This window comes from Bombilactobacillus sp. ESL1092, assembly GCF_058107465.1.
Genome location: NZ_CM176594.1, coordinates 842,533 through 859,902 on the forward strand (window position 1 = coordinate 842,533; position 17,370 = coordinate 859,902).

Consider the following 17,370-nt stretch of genomic DNA (forward strand, 5'->3'; position numbering starts at 1 on the left):
CCAGTTCAGTAAAATAACAATAATGTTTTTAGTTTAAAACACCCTTGATTTAATTTACAGTAAAATTACATATTTTTTTCATGCAAGAAACGGCGCTGTTGCAAAAAGCTCACTTGCTGTTGCAAAATTTTATCAATTTCTTGACTAAACGCTATGCGGGTCATCGGCGCAATGGCTGGTAAATTACTCAGTCGTAATAATTGCGCCAAGCCCCAACTAGTTAGCCGTTGTCGATCATAAATTAAATTTGGATAGATAATCACTGCTTGCTGCTGTAACTGGTGTTTGACATACAGGGCTGTTTGATCTTTATAAAATAAATATTTTTTCAAGCCCCACGGCGCCCAATTGGCCGCCACATACAACATCTTCGTGGTTAATTGTTGTTGAACAATATAATCTGTCACAATCTTGGCTGGAGCGAAAGTCATCGTTTGATAAGTTATATTTTGCCGCGGCTGTTCTCGTAAAATTCCGACTAAATCAATTACCCAATCACATTGGTTTAACCAATATTGCCACTGATCATCGTGCAAAATATCAGTGCTTACAAATTGAGCCATTTGCTGAATATTTGTTGGCAAGTTTTGCTGCCCATGACGAGAAAAACTAATAATTCGCCAAGTCGGATGTTTGTGCAGCTGGCGAATCACTTGCTGTCCTAAATAACCGGATCCGCCCATAATTCCAACTTGCACTCTTTTCACCTCCCCCAAACAATTTAACGAATATAGTATAATAATGATTAATTAGTTTCAAAGAAGGTGCTTAGATGCAGCAAGATCAATTAATGGAAGTGTGTCTTTTAGCCGGACAGATTTTAGTGGAAGCCGGTTCAGAAATGTATCGTGTCGAAGATACAATGCGCCGCATTGCCTTTTGTGGTCAAGAAGTTGATAATGCCGCTTTCACCAGTTTAACGGGAGTTTTAGTCAGCTTTAAAAAAGCGCCATATACTCGTTTTTTACAAATTTCACGGCGCGGCATCAATATGAATAACATTACCAGAGTCAATACACTCTCCCGCCAGTACGAAGCTCAAGAAATTGATTTAGCTACCTTTGAGCAACAATTACGGCAAATCAAGCGCGATCGCCCCTTATTTTCCTTAGCAACGCAAACCTTTGGTGCGGGCTTAGAAAGTGCGTGTTTAATGATTATCTTCACGCAAAAATACGACTGGAAGGATTTTGTGAGTACTTTTATCATTGGCGCTTTAGGTTATTGGATCGCTATCGTAATTGGGCAACACAGTCGTTTGCGGTTCGTCGGCGAATTAATCGGCGCGTTAGTAATTGCCTTATTGGCTATGGGTGACGTTCATTTCTTTGGTGGTAAAAGTATCAATAACATTATCATTGGCGCCATTATGCCGTTAGTGCCCGGCGTCCCGATGACTAATGCTTTACGAGATTTGTTTGAAGGCAATTTGTTAGCGGGGATTGAACGCGGCATTGAGTCCAGCATGGTCGTTGGCGCCATTGCTGTCGGCGTGGGGATTGCTTTTTATTTAATTAGTTAAGGAAGTGCTAGCATGTATCACTTATTAGTACAAATCGGGTTAAGTTTTATCGGCACAGTGGCGTTTGGGCTCTTTATTCAAGTGCCTGTCAAAGCTTTAGGCTGGGCCGGATTTGCTGGCAGCTTAGGCTGGACCTGTTATTGGTTGTTGGTTCAAATTAATGTTGGTAAAATTGCCGCGAACTTTTTAGGGGCGCTAGTCGTCGGGTTAAGTGGACTAATCTTAGCACGGGTAAAAAAACAGCCCAGTACCATTTTTAACATTCCTGGACTCGTCCCATTGGTACCAGGCGCCAGTGCCTACCAAGCCTTGGAACAATTCATGACTGGACAACGTGACAGTGCCTTAACACAGGTTTTACATGTTACCTTATTAACCGGGGCCATTGCTTTAGGCTACGTTCTAGCGCAATTGATTGGGGAAGTTTGGTTTCAACATATCGCTACCAAATTGCGGCACCCAAAGTAAGTTAAATATTGTGCCAAATTTGAAAGCCAAAGAATGTCTATCAATTAAGACATTGTAGTGTTTCAACGAATAGGAACTTGTATCTAACTGTCTAACTACAATTAAGGACTCAAGCAAAAAATGCTTAAGTCCTTAATTTAGGTTAGTCTTCGGCTTTTAAGTGGCATTTGCTACAACATTTTTGCCAAATACGTTTTACAAATCGGTGTCCTTTAGTACTACAATCCACAATCATTAAACTGGCACCAACAATAAACAAACCTGCCAATAACCCTGTTGTCCACGTTACAGGTTGCACGAATAGCCAAGCAATTCCGATACATAACCAAGTTAAGGCAATAATTAATTGGGTAGGATAACGTAATTCAGTTTTCAACTTTGATTTCATAACAATTCTCCATAACGTTGGACGTAAATTCTTTTGACGATTGTTACTAATACTAAATAACAAACTACCGTTAATCCGAGTAACCACCAGAAATTAGTTGGCAAAGGAGCCAATCTTAAAAAGTGTCCAATGGCGGTAAACGGAATTAATGAACCAACCAGGACGGCCCCTATTGTGACAAGTAGTACTGGCTTAGCAGCACGACTTTGCACAAAAGGAATTTTCTGTGTTCGCAAAGCGTGCAAAACTAGAGTCTGCGTCCAGAGAGATTCTACAAACCAACCACTATTAAATATTTGCATAAATTCTTGTTGCGCCAAACCATGAACTTGTCCGAAAGTATGCCCCAGTACTTGTGGGCAAATCACAAAATACATGGCTAAATACGTCGTAATATCAAATAATGAACTCGTCGGTCCCAAAATTGCCATAAATCGGCCAATGGAGCGTGCCTCCCATTTGCGTGGAACTTTTAAATACTCGGGATCCATTCTGTCCCATGGAATAACTAAGCAGGACAAATCATAAGTCAAATTTAAAAATAGTAATTGTAATGGCTGCATGGGCAAAAATGGTAAAAAGATACTAGCACACAAAACGGATAACATGTTGCCAAAATTGGAAGAACACGTCGCTTTAATATATTTCATAATGTTACCAAAAGTTTGGCGCCCGACTAAAACTCCTTGTTCTAAGACCTGCAAATCTTTTTGTAATAAGATAATTGCTGCCGACTCTTTGGCAATATCAACAGCACTATCTACGGAAATTCCTACATCGGCAGCTTTCATGGCCGGTGCATCATTAATGCCATCACCTAAAAAGCCCACTACATGTTGATTTTTGCGCAAAGTTTGCACAATTAAAGCTTTTTGCTCAGGCCCAACTTTCACAAAAACGTTGGTTGTTTCCACCGCGCGTTGCAACTGTTCAGGAGTTAATTGACTGACTTCTTGTCCCGTTAACACATTCTGTACTGCAAAATTAATTTTTTGACAAACAGCTGAAGTTACTAATTGATTATCACCCGTAATAATTTTGACTTGTGTGCCATACTCTGCCAAAGAAGATAATGCTTGTTTCACCGATTGTTTCGGGGGATCTAAAAAGGTTAAATAGCCTAAAAAGACCATATCTTGTTCATCAGCAACTGTTAATTTAGCATCAGCTGAGGCTTGAGGATTGGTTTTATAGGCCAAGCCTAACACGCGCAAGCCGGCTTGATTCAAATTCCTGACCTGTTGTTGCAATTGCTTTTGCCACTCAGGCGTCAAAGCTACAACTTGTCCTTGGTCCTCTACATAAGAGCAAATTTGTAGTATTTCTTCAAATGCACCCTTGGTAACCATTGTGACAGCTTGCTGGGGCACCTGTACCACTGTACTTAAACGGCGCCGTTTAAAATCAAACGGTATTTCATCAATTTTTTGATAATTCGTAACTTCCAAATCCAAAGTTGTCGCAGCTTGGATAATGGCCTGATCCATTAAATTATTTAACCCCGTTTGAAACTGACTATTTAAATAGGCATACTGTAAAACGCGAGGATTGACCTGTTGATGCACGTCTAAATAATGTTCTAAAATAATTTGATCTTGGGTTAACGTCCCCGTTTTATCTGTACATAAGACATCCATGGCGCCAAAGTTTTGAATCGCATTTAAGTCCTTCACCACCGTTTGCTGTTTGGCCATTGTTAAAGCTCCGCGGACTAAATTAGTAGTCACAATCACGGGTAACATTTCGGGCGTCAAGCCCACTGCCGTAGAAACGCCAAACAATAGGGCTTGTAGCCAATTACCTTTGGTTAAACCATTGAGAACACAAACAATCGGGGCCATAATTGCCATAAACCGAATTAAGAGCCACGATGTTTGACTAATCCCCACATCAAAATTAGTCACAGTGATTTTTTTGTTCGTTAATCCTTGAGTAACTTCCCCAAAACGCGTCTGCTGTCCGGTAGCCACAACCAAGGCCAAAGCTGTACCACTAACCACATTACTCCCCATAAAAATTAATGTTTTTAAATCAGTAATTTGCTCATAATGAGTGTCCGTTGACTGTACTACTTTTTCCACCGGATAACTTTCACCCGTTAACGCCGTTTGTGATACCAACAAATCGCGGGCTTGCAGCACTCTTAAATCTGCAGGAATCAAATCGCCAGCAGCTAATTTAACAATATCTCCGGGTACTAAATCAGCCAAAGCAATTGTTTGTAATTGTCGATCTCGAAAAACCTGGACATTAACCTGCACTAACGATTGCAATTTTTCCGCAGCATTGCTTGATTGAATGGACTGAATTAAAGTCATGGTGCCACTGACAATAACCATGACTAAAATAATTACAGTCGCCGTGAAACTTTTATCAGCTGGACTGGCTAAAACATAATCCGTCCAAAAAGAAATGACAGCTAAAACCAGCAGTACTAGTGTAAAAGGTGTAGCAAAAGCTCGTAAAAATTGGCGATACACGGGAGTTTTGTGGTGATAAACTAACTGATTACTCCCATACTTTTGTTGAAGAGCTGTCACTTCTTGACTCGTCAAACCGGTTGTTTGCGTGTGAAACTGTTGTTGCACCGCCTCTGGAGTCGCTTGAGCCAACTTCAATAATTCTGGATCTGATAACATCAAAAAAGACCTCCTTGTTTTTAAACAAAGGAGGCTCATAAACACCTATTGACTGCCTGATAAACTTTCATTGAAGTTGAGATAAAAAGAAAATCTTCATATTAGTAATACAAATAATATTTCTTCATACCATGCCTAACTGACATTAGTCACAATTTCAATTGATACAGTCAAAAAAAAGAAGCCGCAAAAAAATTATTCGCGACTCCTAAAATTTTCGTTTAGCACTACCCGGCGTAAAGACTTAGTCTAGCTACTTGGGAACTTGCCTTCGGTCGGCAAGTTCTGTCCTATACATTGGCGTTTCGCAACGTTTCTGTACAGTAGCATGTGTCCGAATAGGAGCCTCTTTTATTCTTTTAGTTAGTTATCAATTATATATAATACAAATGATAAGTTAACACGGGATAACGGACAAGTCAAGTATTCTGCTTAATCAATTAGAAATCAAGTATTTACCGGTGAAAACTACTCATGCTTTCCTAGTAATGCTATACTAGCTGTGATAGTTTTGACCGATTATTCAGACCACTATTGGTTGGTTGAACTCTGTCAAAAAATTAATAAGGACAACTATATCATGAAAAATTTAGCAATGTTGACTGATTTATATGAATTTACCATGGCCAATGGTTATGATGCAGTTAGCAAAGACAAGCAAGGCGTGTTTGACGTCTTCTTTCGCAAAGTTCCCGACAATGGTAGCTTTATTATCGCTGCTGGCTTACAACAAGTTATTGAAGCGGTTGCAGATTTCCACTATACGGATGACGATGTTAAGTATCTCGCTTCATTGAACACATTTAGCCCTAGTTTTTTAGATTATCTCAAGAATTTTAAATTTGACTGCTCCATTACCGCAATCCCCGAAGGTACCCCAGTCTTTCCTCGCGAACCAATTATGACTGTCCAAGGACCTTTAATTCAAACGCAATTGTTAGAAACATTAATTTTAAACATTTTAAACCATGAATCCTTGATTGCTACAAAAGCGCGCCGGATTACTTTTGCCGCACACAACAAACCCGTGATGGAATTTGGTGCGCGCCGCGCCCAAGGACCGGACAGTGCCGTTAACGGTGCCCGAGCAGCAGTTATTGGTGGATGCACCAGTACTTCAAATGTCTTAGCCGCCCAAATGTTTAACATTCCCCCAGCTGGCACAATGGCACATGCTTGGGTAGAATCTTTCCCAGATGAACTTACCGCTTTTCGCCAATGGGCACAAATTTACCCTAACAATGCTTCCTTTTTAATTGACACATATGACGTCTTAAATTCGGGTTTACCTAATGCCATTACTGTCTTTCAAGAATTACAGCAAGGCGGCCAGCAAGTTCAAGGTGGGATTCGCATTGATTCTGGCGATATTGCACAACTAACCAAAAAAGCCCGTCAAGCTCTCAATGATGCCGGATTGTCTCAAATTAAAATCACGGTTTCAAACGCCTTAGACGAACGCGTCATTCAATCATTACTCAATGAAGGTGCACAAATTGATAACTTTGGTGTCGGGGAAAAATTAATTACCAGTGCTTCTTCCCCCGTCCTCAGTGGCGTCTATAAATTAGCAGCCGTCATTGACGACGGACAATTAATTCCAAAGATTAAAGTCAGTGATAATCGCGACAAGTTAACTTTACCGGGCATTAAGAAAACTTATCGCTTATACGACAAACAAAATCACCAAGCTTTTGCGGATGTGATTAGTTTAGCGGATGAAGTTTTACCAACTAATTTGTCAGTAGTGGACTCCAATCCGTTATCCGTTAAAAAGCAGGTTACTCTGGCCAACTTTGATGCTGAAGAATTATCACAACAAATTTTGGACCACGGTCATGTAGTCAAAAGCGAAACTGACGTGTTCAAAATTCAAAAACAATGTCAGCAAAAATTAGCGGAATTACCTGAAGCCACATTAAGAACGGTTAATCCTGATTTTTATCCGGTTTATATCACCACTAAATTGGCTGATTTACAAACCGAATTAATTCAACAAAGTTTAAACAACTAAGAAACAAAAACCACTGAGTAAGCCAGATTAAAAATCTGATTACTCAGTGGTTTTTAATTTCTATACTTTATTTCTTTCCATCACTTGGACTTACGCTTTTGTAGCCGGGAGTTAATACGCTGAACTTGCTGCTCACGGAGCGTTAAAATCACTAACCAAATAATAATATATGTCACTAGAAAAAGTACAATCGTCCAAACAGCAATAGGCCAATGACAAACTAGCATCATCATTAAAAATAAAATCAACATCAAAATGAAGTGTAATCCTAGTGCTATTAAAAATGGAAAGTCAGTATCCATCAAAAAAGATCCTTCACCCATTAATCCACTAAATATGAAAACGCCGAAAACGGTTAGTAAAGAAATATTGATTTCATGAGGAATACATGCCAAAACTAGCAAATAAACCATTGATCCAAATCCGACCCCTGTAATAAACTGTTTGACAGCTTGACGTAATATTTTTATCATAATCCCAACTTCTTTTCTAATTCTATTAAATACTTCCGCGAAACATCAGTCTTTAAATTAAATTGTAAAATAGCCACCATATTGCCAGCAAAACCCGTTTCCAGTGAATCCAGATAATCCAGATTAATGACACAATGTCGTGAAACTTGAATAAAATCAGCAGTTAGTTTTTCTAAAACTTGATATAAATGGCCTTTAGACTCAATGACAGTTTCTTTAGTATAATAGGTTAAATTTTTACCCTGTACTTCAATTTTGATTAAATCTTTCATCTTAATTGTCAAAATCCGATCTGCTATTTTAATCGGTAATAAAGTTTGTTCCTGTAACTCATATTGCTTAATGTAGGATAATAAGTTATCAACCGCCAGTGACTCAGCACCCGCCTTAAGTTCTACCGCAATCTCGTCTTTATTCAGGCCAGGGTCAATGTGTACGCTAATTTTCAAATCATTACTTCTTTCTTTGATTCATCATTATTGATAAACCCGCAACTAATAGCAAAAGCACAGCTATGATCACCAGTTCTACATAAGTATTCAAGGCATTAGTCAAAAGTTGTCCTTTAATTTCCAAATGAATTGCCAAATCCTGCAACATTTTTAATCGCAAGGGCAAAGCCAGATTGCTTCCCCGCAAATCATTGAGTAAAAGGCTACGTAAACTGGCTGCTTCATAACTACTTGGAATTAATTTTACCAAAGTTTGCATACTTTTGGAGAGCATCCCATAAGGCATATAAGTGGCTACGATAAAGCCGGATGCAGCACTGATAATGGAAGCCCAGTGACTATAAGTTGTACTGGAATTAATGAATAACGCTAGTAATTGATTAGCTAAAGTGGCTGCCAGACCACCAACAAACATGACACCCACTGCTGGTAAATAAAAATCAGCTGGTAGATCAACTTTATCAACTAACTTAAAATAACTACCTGCTAGTACTAACACCAAGATTTGCATTAAGAAGCTAATAAACGTTGCCGCCAAAATATAACTAAAACTCCGTTTGGCTGGTGATACATGGGTCAATTGAAAATCAGCTGCTGTATGAGTTTCTCGATCGATCACGAATTGACTCAATGCTTGAAAAGAAGTAGTAATACCCGCAATGACTATTAATCCCGCCAACATCCACAAATCCAGTAACTGTTTTTTATTAGAAACAACTGGTAGTGACCCCAAAAGATACCTTTGTAAGAAACAAACATAAATAAAAAAACCAATTAGTGCCCCTAAACACGACATCATAGCACCTGTAACATTGCTAAAGTAAACTTTAATATTGCGCTGAACCAAAGCTATCATCATTGCAGCTCCTTTCCCGTAATTTTAATAAAAGCATCATCAATGGAACCTTGCTGGTATTCAAAATCACGGATTATAGTGGCATTATTTTGTAAAACCTCTATCGCCTGTTTACTAGTCAACCCCAATAGTTCAATTTGATTCTCAGACCTTTTTTGTATACCACTGGTAGCTTTAATTTTCTGAACATCATCAGCTTGAATCTTCAATTTATTAGGAGCATAGCGTTTTTTAATGCTTGCTGTTGAACCACTGGCCAAAAGGTTACCATTTTCTAAGATGTACATTTGATCAGCATTTTCTGCTTCTTCCAAATAATGCGTGGTCAAAAAGATTGTTAAACCTTGTTCGCGTTGCAATTTCTGTAACAAATCCCAAATTACTAACCTAGTTTGTAGATCCAAACCTGTAGTTGGCTCATCTAAAAACAACAAGTTAGGTTGGTCAATTAAAGCTCTGGCAATGTCTACGCGTCGTCTTTGACCGCCTGATAGAGTGCCATATTTCTGCTTCCAAAATTGCTTGATTCCAATAACTTCAATTAACTCCGCTAACCAGTCTTTGTCATAATGCTTGTACATTTTTGCTCTGGATAAAATATTGCTTTTCACCGATAACCTCTTGTCTAAAACACTGTCTTGAAACACAACGCCCATCTTTAAGTCGGCAGCATAGCGAACGATTCCTGTCGTGGGTTTCATCAAACCTGTTAAAATATTTATCGTCGTCGATTTGCCGGCACCGTTAGTTCCTAAATAAGCGACCAATTGTCCAGTGGCAATTTGAAGATTAATCGCATTTAAAGCAATCTTGGAACCATATTTTTTAGTTAAGCCAATAGTTTCAATTAACATTTTTTTCTCCTCTACTAGCAGTTATTGTTAGTATGTCGAAGAAAAGTTAAATTGTCTCAGCATTGAACACAAGTGGTTATTTCTGGATTATTAAAAAGCCAATGAAGTACCTAAAATTTTTTACTCATCAAGTAGTATTTTGCTTTTTTACTTAAATTTTGAAAAGCAACTATTATTTAGAAACAGACTATCCTACTAACTACTATTCCAATTTTTGCAATAAAAAAGATGCGATTGGGACAAAAGATTGCAAATTTTTTTGTCTCAACCACATCTTAAATAAAATTTGATTTTAAGCTTCAACTGCTGCTTTAATCATTTCATAAGCTTCTAAGGCTAAATGAATTTTATGACCTTCAACCATCTCTTTAGGCGTTCCTTTAGGAAAATAAACACAAGTCCTTAACTCAAAGCCATTTGGTATATCACGCATTTGATGACGTGCAATATCATGCCGTAAAGTGCCATCCAGTAACCGTGAAGTACCTGCCTTAGCTGGTGGAAACCCAGGATCTGCGGTCACTTTAGTTTGAATCGTGGGATCATCTTTCATCAAAACAACTTCGGTCGGGCCACCATACATTCCCATCGTTTCCATACCCAAATTCTCTGTTACATCACCGTTAGTCATTTCAGTAAACTGAAAATGTTCGGGATTTTCCGACATCACAGATAAGTCACTGCCACTCAAAACAGAAGCTAATTTTTCTTGATATTGTGCCAAAGTCATTCCAGTCACTACTAAAGTTGCTCGTGCAGGAATCATTTCAGCTTGTTCATCAAAGTTCTGAACAATATCGCGCCACATTTGTTCTGAACGTTTGGTAGACTCTGCATATAATTGTCGAATCTTTTCAATTCCTAAGTCCGCTTTAGCCTGTAAATTAACCTGAGTAGCTTCTTCATAACTTAGGTAATTCACATCTTCATAGGTTAAATCCCGTCCTTGATATTTGATGTTTGCTCCTAAATACAACAGTTCCTGTAAAACATGTTTTTCGCGTTCAAATCGAAGCAATCGTAATTGTTGTTCTGAATAATTGTCACCGTCAATATTAACTTTAATCGTGATCTCCTGCATAATAATGGACACTTCCTATTTTTAATTAGGATTACTATACTGTTATCAATGCAGTAGTACAATATAATTTAGTGCAACAGTTTTAACTTATTTGTGTCACTAAAATAAGGGGAGAAAACAACATGTATTATGGAACTAATGAAAATCAGCGCATCAAGCAGCAGTTAATAACTGCATTTTTCCAACTTTTGAAAAAGTACGAACCAAATGAAATTACTATTACTCAACTCACTAAACAAGCCCACACTGCCCGCAGTAGTTTCTATCGTAATTTTCAAAGCAAAGCTCAACTGATTGAATTTTATTTGGATCAATTACATGATAAATTAACTTCAACACACGAATACAATAACCTAAAAGATGTCTTCTCTTATGAACAAGTCGTGCAAAAATTTGCCCAATCACTCACCGTTTTTTTAGAAAATCGGACTTACGTACTTTTGATTTATCAAAAGGGTTACGGATTATTATTATTGCAAACTTTAGATCGCTATATTGAAGAATCCATAGGCAATATGCCCGCCAATTCCATTGATCGTTACCAACTCTACTTTTTATCCGGTGCTAGCTTTAACGTTTTAATTCATTGGTTAACTAGTGCTAACCCGGAAAGTCCACAACAACTAGCGCTAACTTGTGCTAATTATTTAACGGGATTTATCTAAAATTCTCCCCACAATTAAATAGTTATTGAAAAAACCACTTAATTTGTCAGATTTAGGCCCGACAAACTAAGTGGTTCTTTTTATTGCAGCTCATTATTTTTTATCACAAGCCTTAAGCTTTTAGGTTAATCTTACGCAACCAGTCTTGCACTTTTTGACTGGCTTCTTGACGTTTTCGCCCTTGAATAGCCAGGCCAATGCCCCGTTTTTCTAGTCCGCCTTCAAACGAAAAACCTGGCAACACTTGTTGTGCCCGCACAGTTTGTTTAATCTGCGTAAAGCTCGCACCACTGCCAAAACCACCATGGGTATTAAAGGGAATGACAATTTTATTAGTAAAATCATATTGTTTCAGAAATGTCATGACAATTTGTGGTAAGGCCATATTCCAGGTGGGGGCCCCCACAAAAATTTTTTGATAGTCTTCAAAATTCGTTATTTGAGTTTTAATTGCTGGTAAAATATTTTCATTTTGTTCCAATACATTTTGCCGTACTTGTTCTTCGTAGTCTTGAATTGGTGTATCTTTTCCTTGGATTTCAAATAGATCACCACCAACTAGTTGTTGAATGATCTGTGCCACCGCTTTTGTATTACCCGTTCTACTGTAATAAACAATTAGATTGTTTGCTTTCACCATTCCACATCGCCCCTCAAGTTAATGATTTTGACTTTTTTTCACATAATTTCTTTTTATGACCATCATTACTTATTATTTAGTCAAATTCAAGTATCAAAAAACACTTGCCTCATAATTTCGAGACAAGTGTTTTTTAAATTAATCTAAATTTTCACCATTAGAGGCAATAACTTGCTTATACCAATCAAAGGACTTCTTCTTGTAACGTTTGAAAGTTCCTTGGCAATTGTTATCTTCATCAACATAGATAAAGCCATAGCGTTTTGCCATTTCACCGGTGGAAGCACTAACTAAGTCAATGCACCCCCATGGCGTATAGCCCATCACGTCAACCCCATCATCAATCGCATCATCGATTGCTTTGATATGTTCACGTAAATAATCAATCCGGTAATCATCAGCAACGTAATGATTCTCATCAGCTTGATCCATCGCACCTAAACCATTTTCTACGACAAAGACTGGTTTTTGATAGCGATCAGACAATTCATTTAAGGCAATCCGTAAACCGGTAGGGTCAATTTGCCAACCCCAATCACTAGATTTCAAGAACGGATTCTCGACGCCACCCATTAAATTACCAGCAGTGGTTTTGTTATCAGAGCGAGTCACTTCCGTCACTGTTGACATGTAGTAACTAAAGCCAATGTAATCAACTGGATATTTAGCTAACAAGTCTAACTCTTCATCCGTATAATCTAAATCACTAATTTGCACACCATTGCGTGCTAATAAACTCTTCGTATAAGCTGGATAATGTCCACGTACTTGCACATCCGCACAGAAGAAATTATTAGCTTGATTATCTTGCAAAGAAGCTAATTGATTGACCGGATTAGAGTCATAACTGTAATTAGTAGCATACAAAATCATGCAACCAATTTGTAAATCAGGATCTAATTCATGTCCAATTTTGACAGCTTTAGAACTCGAAACAAATTGATTATGCCAAGCTTGGAAAATATTCTTCTTATCATTGGCACCATTAGCTACAACTAAACCTTGACCCATCACTGGAAAATGGGCGGCACTATTAATTTCGTTAAAAGTCATCCAATACTTAACTTGCTTATGGTAACGAGTCAAGACGGTTCTAGCGAAACGTTCGTAAAAGTCGATTAACTTTTTATTTTTCCAGCCGCCATAAGTGGTTACTAAGTTTAAAGGCATTTCATAATGTGAAATCGTAATGACTGGTTCAATATTATATTTCAAACATTCAGCAATCAATTCGTCATAAAATTTCAAGCCTGCTTCGTTGGGTTGTTCTTCATCACCATTGGGAAAAATCCGCGACCAAGCAATGGAAAACCGATAACACTTAAAACCCATCTCTGCGAATAATTTGATATCTTCTTTAAAGTGATGGTAATGATCATTACCAATATGGTTGGGATAGAAATACTTATCAGTATCAATCGAAAAATCAAATTCTGGATCATTCACAATAGCCATGCGATCCTTACCGCCGGGCAAAGCATCTGGTAGTGATAAACCCTTGCCACCTTCTTGATAAGCACCTTCTAATTGGTTAGCCGCCGTAGCGCCACCCCATAAAAAGTTTTTTGGAAAACTCATTAAACTTCCTCCTAAATCTTGAATCATTCTGAGCGGTTAACTTTCAACTATGACCAGCGCTACTGCCGATCATTTGTAAACGATGCAACTGTAGCGCTTACTTTTTAGTATAGATTGAAAATTACAAGCGAGAGATCAGCATAAAACTATTACTTTTTATCTGACCAGCAATTTTAACCGCATCTATAGAGAACACTATATCATTTTCTTACATGAAAAATCACAGAAAGTTTTACTTTTTTAATATTATTTCTGTAATCGACAACTGATGTTAACAGGCTGACTAACGGCCATAAAATAAATATTTCATCAAGAAAGTGCAATTAATTTTTTTCTTTTCACTGCTTTTTTCAAAAAGTGCGTTGAAAATTCAATTAATCAGTAATTTAGCAGGTTAATTATTATTTAAATTAAATTTTGGTCTGTCAGATTAAAAGTGAATTGCAAAATTCTCCTTTTAGAGTTATAGTGTGGTAGTACACAGCTGATGTGTTACATACTTCAAAGTTAAAGGATGTTGAATATGAAAAAGAAAAGCCTTTGGATAACAATTATTGTCGTCATTATTCTTGTACTAGGTGGTGGTTTATGGTGGCACGGTCAACAAGCCCACTCCAAAGCTGCTGCTAAACCGAAGCACACGCAACATAGTTATGTCGTTCATGCTGCTAGCCCGCTGGAGTTATCTGCCAACGTCACTTACCAACAAAAATATCCGGTCGTGAAAGTTAACGATTGGCAATTATTAGTTCAAAACGGCGCCAGCGTTTATCGCGGTGAAAAATTAGATACTACCGGCCAACTAGCTCCAAGCAACGGTGTCTTTGAACTCGGTAACGACCAAAACGCTGTTTATACGACTCCGTTTAAAGCTCAAGGAACCGTTTCAGAATATGATTTAAATAAAATTCAAGTTGGCGATAATGTTCAGGTCAAAGCTTTAACTGGTAACAACACAACAGCTCAAGCGGCTCAGATCACTTATTTACAGTTAAATAGTGTTAAACAAACGGCGGGCGTTTCTTATTATAATTTTGAAACATCACTTCCCCAAACGTATCGTTTAGGGCAACACGTCATTATCTCCATTCCTTCAAAATACACACAAATTCCGAAAAAATTAGTTCATCATCAACAAGTGCAACTAGCAGACGGGACTAAAAAAGCTTTAGGTCCGGAGCAAATTCAACAAAAAGACCCCCAATATTATTATGTTGACCGTAATTATTTACAACCACAAACTAAATTAATTGACAAGGATAAATAAATGACAAATGTAATTCAACTTTCGAACATTCATAAGTCCTATGATCAAAAAAATCAGTATGTCTTAAGTATTCCCGATTTAGCCATTACTGAGGGCGAGTTCGTGGCGGTCATGGGGCCTTCAGGCTCGGGTAAATCCACTTTAATTAATATTCTCGGTTTATTAGACACTGCTTACCAAGGAACTTATCAACTCAACGGGACCAACGTGAAACAAATCAAAAGTGATCGCCGCTTATCACATTTGCGTAATCAATACATTGGTTTTGTCTTTCAAAATTTCAAATTATTGCGCAACTATACTATTTTCGACAATGTCAATTTACCTAATGTTTATAGCAAAAATCCGTTTCGCTCGCGTAAGTCCAGAATTTTAGAACTCTTGGAGCAAGTCGGCTTAAGTGATCAAACCAATAAATACCCCACGCAATTATCTGGTGGTCAGCAACAGCGGGTATCCATTGCACGAGCTTTGGTTAATGACCCCAAACTAATTATTGCCGACGAACCAACCGGAGCCTTAGACTCAGCCACTTCACTGAAGATCATGGAATTAATGCAACACTTGCACGCTAAGCAACACAAAACCATCATTATGGTGACGCATAGCGAAATGGTAGCACAATTTGCTGATCGGATTATCAAAATCAAAGATGGGCGGTTATATCAATGAAATTTTTTAACAACCTGCGCATCGCTATTAATAGTGTACGCAAACGCTTCTTCCGTAATCTGATGTCGGTCATGGGCATTATCGTGGGCACATTAAGTGTTTTATTAGTCCTCGGAATCGGTAATGGTTTAAGTAAAACGGTGAGTCACCTCTTTTTCCAAGGTTACGAAGGTGACAAGCTCATGATTGAGTATATTCCCAACGAAGAGACTGGGAGCTTTCAAAAATCAGATTTACAACTAATTCGCAATTTGCCCCATGTTCAAAAAGTCACTCTGCCGTCTTACGACATTTTGAGTAAGAATCTCGTTTGGCAAGGGCAAAATAAATCATTGGATTTGGAAGCCATTAAATCTGGGCCCAATGCGCATAAAACTAATGTTATTGAATTAAATCAGGCGTTACTCAAAGATACGAATTTTAGTAATATCCGCGTGGGGGAATATCTCTTCATCCAAGATCGCCCGTTTGAAGTTACGAAACTTTATAGTAAACCCGTGCCTGCCATTGGCTCTGGCCCCGCTGGCGGCAGAATCAGTCAAGATGATTATCGTTTACTCAAGGGACGCCATGCTAACGATTATGATGAAATGGATGTCACTTTACAAAAGAACCTCTCCGCGAAACAAGAACAACACGCCAAAGCTCAAATTTTACAAACGTTAGAGAACAAGGGTTTTTATCATACTTTGGGCGATTATAGTTGTCCGGATACAAGTGGTGCCAAAAAACAAATGGATAAAATTATTAAAATGCTGGCCGCCTTTATTGCCATTATTGCCGGAATCTCATTAGTAACTGCCGGGATGGGGATTATGACCACCATGACTGCTAATATTGCTGAACGTACGCAAGAGATTGGTTTACGTCGCTCCATCGGTGCCAGCAAGCATGATATTACGTTGCAATTTTTAATGGAAGGAACCCTATTAACTTTAGCTGGTGGATTGGTATCCTTATTACTAGCCCTGAGTATTCAAGCAATTGTCAATGCCATGCATATTCAACATTTTGCCATGGATATTACAGCCACCAACATTATTATCGTCTTAGTAATTGTCTTATTAGTAGGCATTATCTTTAGCTATACTCCCGCCCGCCGCGCTGCTAAACGCAATATTGTTAACTTAATTAGGTAATTCAAATCGCTAAAACAAAATTCGTTTAACAGTAAAGCACTAACCGAATTCAATTTTAAAATCTGAATCCGCTTAGGCAAAAACTGTTGACTTTTAAAACACAATCATTAATTAATGCTCGGATGATCTAAGACCCAATGTGAGCATTAATTTTTTGTTTCCATCTTATTATGCGCGCTACTGCCCTGCTGGCTGGTAAAATCATTACTTAAATTAGCAGAGCGTAGTTTAACTGATAACGTATGAAACTGTAAAAAAATGGGATGTTCATATTGTAATTGCTTTTGAAAAGTTGTTAAATTATGCCGCATTTGTTCCGAAATGGGGGCCACAATTTTCAGACTACCTTTTAACATCACTGACGAATAATCTTGTTCGTTAAAAAAAAGTACAGCAGCATTGGCACAATTGGCCAAATTAACCACTGTAGAGTTTTCAAACCGTGTGTAAAACAAGATAGTCGCCACACTGCGTTGATAAGTTAAGGGGGTTAACGAAACAAGACTGGGAAAACCCATTCGATCAATCGTCGCCACTTCACAAACTTTAGCGTTTTTAATGTATTGGTTAGCTTGCAGAATTGTTTGCTTCATGTTATCCACCCATTTCCATTATTTGCCCTTAGTCTACAATTGATACCGTTAAATTACACGTTTCAAGTC

At 38.0% G+C, this 17,370-nt stretch carries 18 protein-coding genes and 1 riboswitch; of the genes, 7 read left to right on the plus strand and 11 right to left on the minus strand.

Annotated features, from left to right (window positions below; translation table 11 throughout):
• Positions 1-65: 65 nt before the first annotated feature.
• Positions 66-698 (minus strand): NAD-dependent epimerase/dehydratase family protein, encoded by a 633-nt coding sequence (locus AC3B6Y_RS03875; RefSeq protein ID WP_489769400.1) that lies wholly within the window; start codon positions 696-698, stop codon positions 66-68.
• 74 nt (positions 699-772) lie between these two features.
• On the opposite strand from AC3B6Y_RS03875, the gene AC3B6Y_RS03880 reads away from it, so the two are divergent.
• Together AC3B6Y_RS03880 and AC3B6Y_RS03885 are read left to right on the plus strand one after the other, a co-directional pair.
• Positions 773-1,522 carry a threonine/serine exporter family protein gene (locus AC3B6Y_RS03880; RefSeq protein ID WP_489769399.1) on the plus strand — a complete coding sequence of 250 codons (750 nt, stop codon included), beginning with the start codon at positions 773-775 and terminating at the stop codon, positions 1,520-1,522.
• A gap of 12 nt (positions 1,523-1,534) precedes the next feature.
• Positions 1,535-1,990, plus strand: coding sequence for a threonine/serine exporter family protein (locus AC3B6Y_RS03885; RefSeq protein WP_489769398.1), 456 nt, complete (start codon positions 1,535-1,537; stop codon positions 1,988-1,990).
• Positions 1,991-2,132: 142 nt separating this feature from the next.
• Here AC3B6Y_RS03885 and AC3B6Y_RS03890 read toward each other — a convergent pair whose 3' ends face one another.
• Both AC3B6Y_RS03890 and mgtA read right to left on the minus strand, forming a co-directional pair.
• Complete coding sequence (locus AC3B6Y_RS03890) at positions 2,133-2,378, minus strand: hypothetical protein (RefSeq protein WP_489769397.1); 246 nt, start codon at positions 2,376-2,378, stop codon at positions 2,133-2,135.
• On the minus strand, positions 2,375-5,017 hold the full coding sequence (mgtA, locus tag AC3B6Y_RS03895; RefSeq protein WP_489791441.1) for a magnesium-translocating P-type ATPase: 2,643 nt from the start codon (positions 5,015-5,017) through the stop codon (positions 2,375-2,377). Before mgtA ends, AC3B6Y_RS03890 begins: the two co-directional genes overlap by 4 nt.
• Before the next feature lie 204 nt (positions 5,018-5,221).
• A riboswitch (M-box (ykoK) riboswitch) is annotated at positions 5,222-5,384 on the minus strand.
• Positions 5,385-5,594: 210 nt separating this feature from the next.
• On the opposite strand from mgtA, the gene AC3B6Y_RS03900 reads away from it, so the two are divergent.
• Positions 5,595-7,031: a nicotinate phosphoribosyltransferase gene (locus AC3B6Y_RS03900; RefSeq protein ID WP_489790414.1), complete on the plus strand. Its 1,437-nt coding sequence runs from the start codon at positions 5,595-5,597 to the stop codon at positions 7,029-7,031.
• 80 nt (positions 7,032-7,111) lie between these two features.
• On the opposite strand, the gene AC3B6Y_RS03905 is transcribed toward AC3B6Y_RS03900, so the two are convergent.
• The 5 genes from AC3B6Y_RS03905 to AC3B6Y_RS03925 form a co-directional block, all read right to left on the minus strand.
• Positions 7,112-7,504: a DUF3021 family protein gene (locus tag AC3B6Y_RS03905; RefSeq protein WP_489791442.1), complete on the minus strand. Its 393-nt coding sequence runs from the start codon at positions 7,502-7,504 to the stop codon at positions 7,112-7,114.
• The gene (locus AC3B6Y_RS03910) at positions 7,501-7,953 is read right to left on the minus strand and encodes a LytTR family DNA-binding domain-containing protein (RefSeq protein WP_489769394.1); all 453 of its coding nucleotides are present in this window, start codon (positions 7,951-7,953) and stop codon (positions 7,501-7,503) included. Before AC3B6Y_RS03910 ends, AC3B6Y_RS03905 begins: the two co-directional genes overlap by 4 nt.
• Positions 7,954-7,957: 4 nt before the next feature.
• A complete protein-coding gene (locus tag AC3B6Y_RS03915; protein ID WP_489791443.1) occupies positions 7,958-8,815 on the minus strand; it encodes an ABC transporter permease in 858 nt (285 codons plus the stop codon).
• Positions 8,812-9,666: an ABC transporter ATP-binding protein gene (locus AC3B6Y_RS03920; protein ID WP_489791444.1), complete on the minus strand. Its 855-nt coding sequence runs from the start codon at positions 9,664-9,666 to the stop codon at positions 8,812-8,814. Before AC3B6Y_RS03920 ends, AC3B6Y_RS03915 begins: the two co-directional genes overlap by 4 nt.
• Before the next feature lie 292 nt (positions 9,667-9,958).
• Positions 9,959-10,747, minus strand: coding sequence for a hypothetical protein (locus AC3B6Y_RS03925; RefSeq protein WP_489791446.1), 789 nt, complete (start codon positions 10,745-10,747; stop codon positions 9,959-9,961).
• 122 nt (positions 10,748-10,869) lie between these two features.
• Between AC3B6Y_RS03925 and AC3B6Y_RS03930 the strand changes: the two genes are divergently transcribed.
• On the plus strand, positions 10,870-11,412 hold the full coding sequence (locus AC3B6Y_RS03930) for a TetR/AcrR family transcriptional regulator (RefSeq protein ID WP_489769390.1): 543 nt from the start codon (positions 10,870-10,872) through the stop codon (positions 11,410-11,412).
• A gap of 112 nt (positions 11,413-11,524) precedes the next feature.
• On the opposite strand, the gene AC3B6Y_RS03935 is transcribed toward AC3B6Y_RS03930, so the two are convergent.
• Both AC3B6Y_RS03935 and AC3B6Y_RS03940 read right to left on the minus strand, forming a co-directional pair.
• Positions 11,525-12,052, minus strand: coding sequence for a flavodoxin (locus AC3B6Y_RS03935; protein WP_489791447.1), 528 nt, complete (start codon positions 12,050-12,052; stop codon positions 11,525-11,527).
• Between the two features lie 138 nt (positions 12,053-12,190).
• On the minus strand, positions 12,191-13,630 hold the full coding sequence (locus tag AC3B6Y_RS03940; RefSeq protein WP_489790139.1) for a glycoside hydrolase family 1 protein: 1,440 nt from the start codon (positions 13,628-13,630) through the stop codon (positions 12,191-12,193).
• 523 nt (positions 13,631-14,153) lie between these two features.
• On the opposite strand from AC3B6Y_RS03940, the gene AC3B6Y_RS03945 reads away from it, so the two are divergent.
• Genes AC3B6Y_RS03945 through AC3B6Y_RS03955 form a run of 3 tightly spaced genes read left to right on the plus strand, consistent with a single transcriptional unit; the run spans position 14,154 to position 16,708 of the window.
• Positions 14,154-14,897 carry a hypothetical protein gene (locus tag AC3B6Y_RS03945; RefSeq protein WP_489756836.1) on the plus strand — a complete coding sequence of 248 codons (744 nt, stop codon included), beginning with the start codon at positions 14,154-14,156 and terminating at the stop codon, positions 14,895-14,897.
• Entirely contained in the window at positions 14,898-15,569 is a 672-nt protein-coding gene (locus AC3B6Y_RS03950) for an ABC transporter ATP-binding protein (protein WP_489791449.1), read from the plus strand. It abuts the gene before it with no gap.
• On the plus strand, positions 15,566-16,708 hold the full coding sequence (locus AC3B6Y_RS03955; protein WP_489775026.1) for an ABC transporter permease: 1,143 nt from the start codon (positions 15,566-15,568) through the stop codon (positions 16,706-16,708). The genes AC3B6Y_RS03950 and AC3B6Y_RS03955 overlap by 4 nt, the downstream gene beginning before the upstream one ends.
• Positions 16,709-16,854: 146 nt before the next feature.
• On the opposite strand, the gene AC3B6Y_RS03960 is transcribed toward AC3B6Y_RS03955, so the two are convergent.
• The gene (locus tag AC3B6Y_RS03960; RefSeq protein WP_489756839.1) at positions 16,855-17,301 is read right to left on the minus strand and encodes a pyridoxamine 5'-phosphate oxidase family protein; all 447 of its coding nucleotides are present in this window, start codon (positions 17,299-17,301) and stop codon (positions 16,855-16,857) included.
• Between the last annotated feature and the right edge of the window lie 69 nt (positions 17,302-17,370).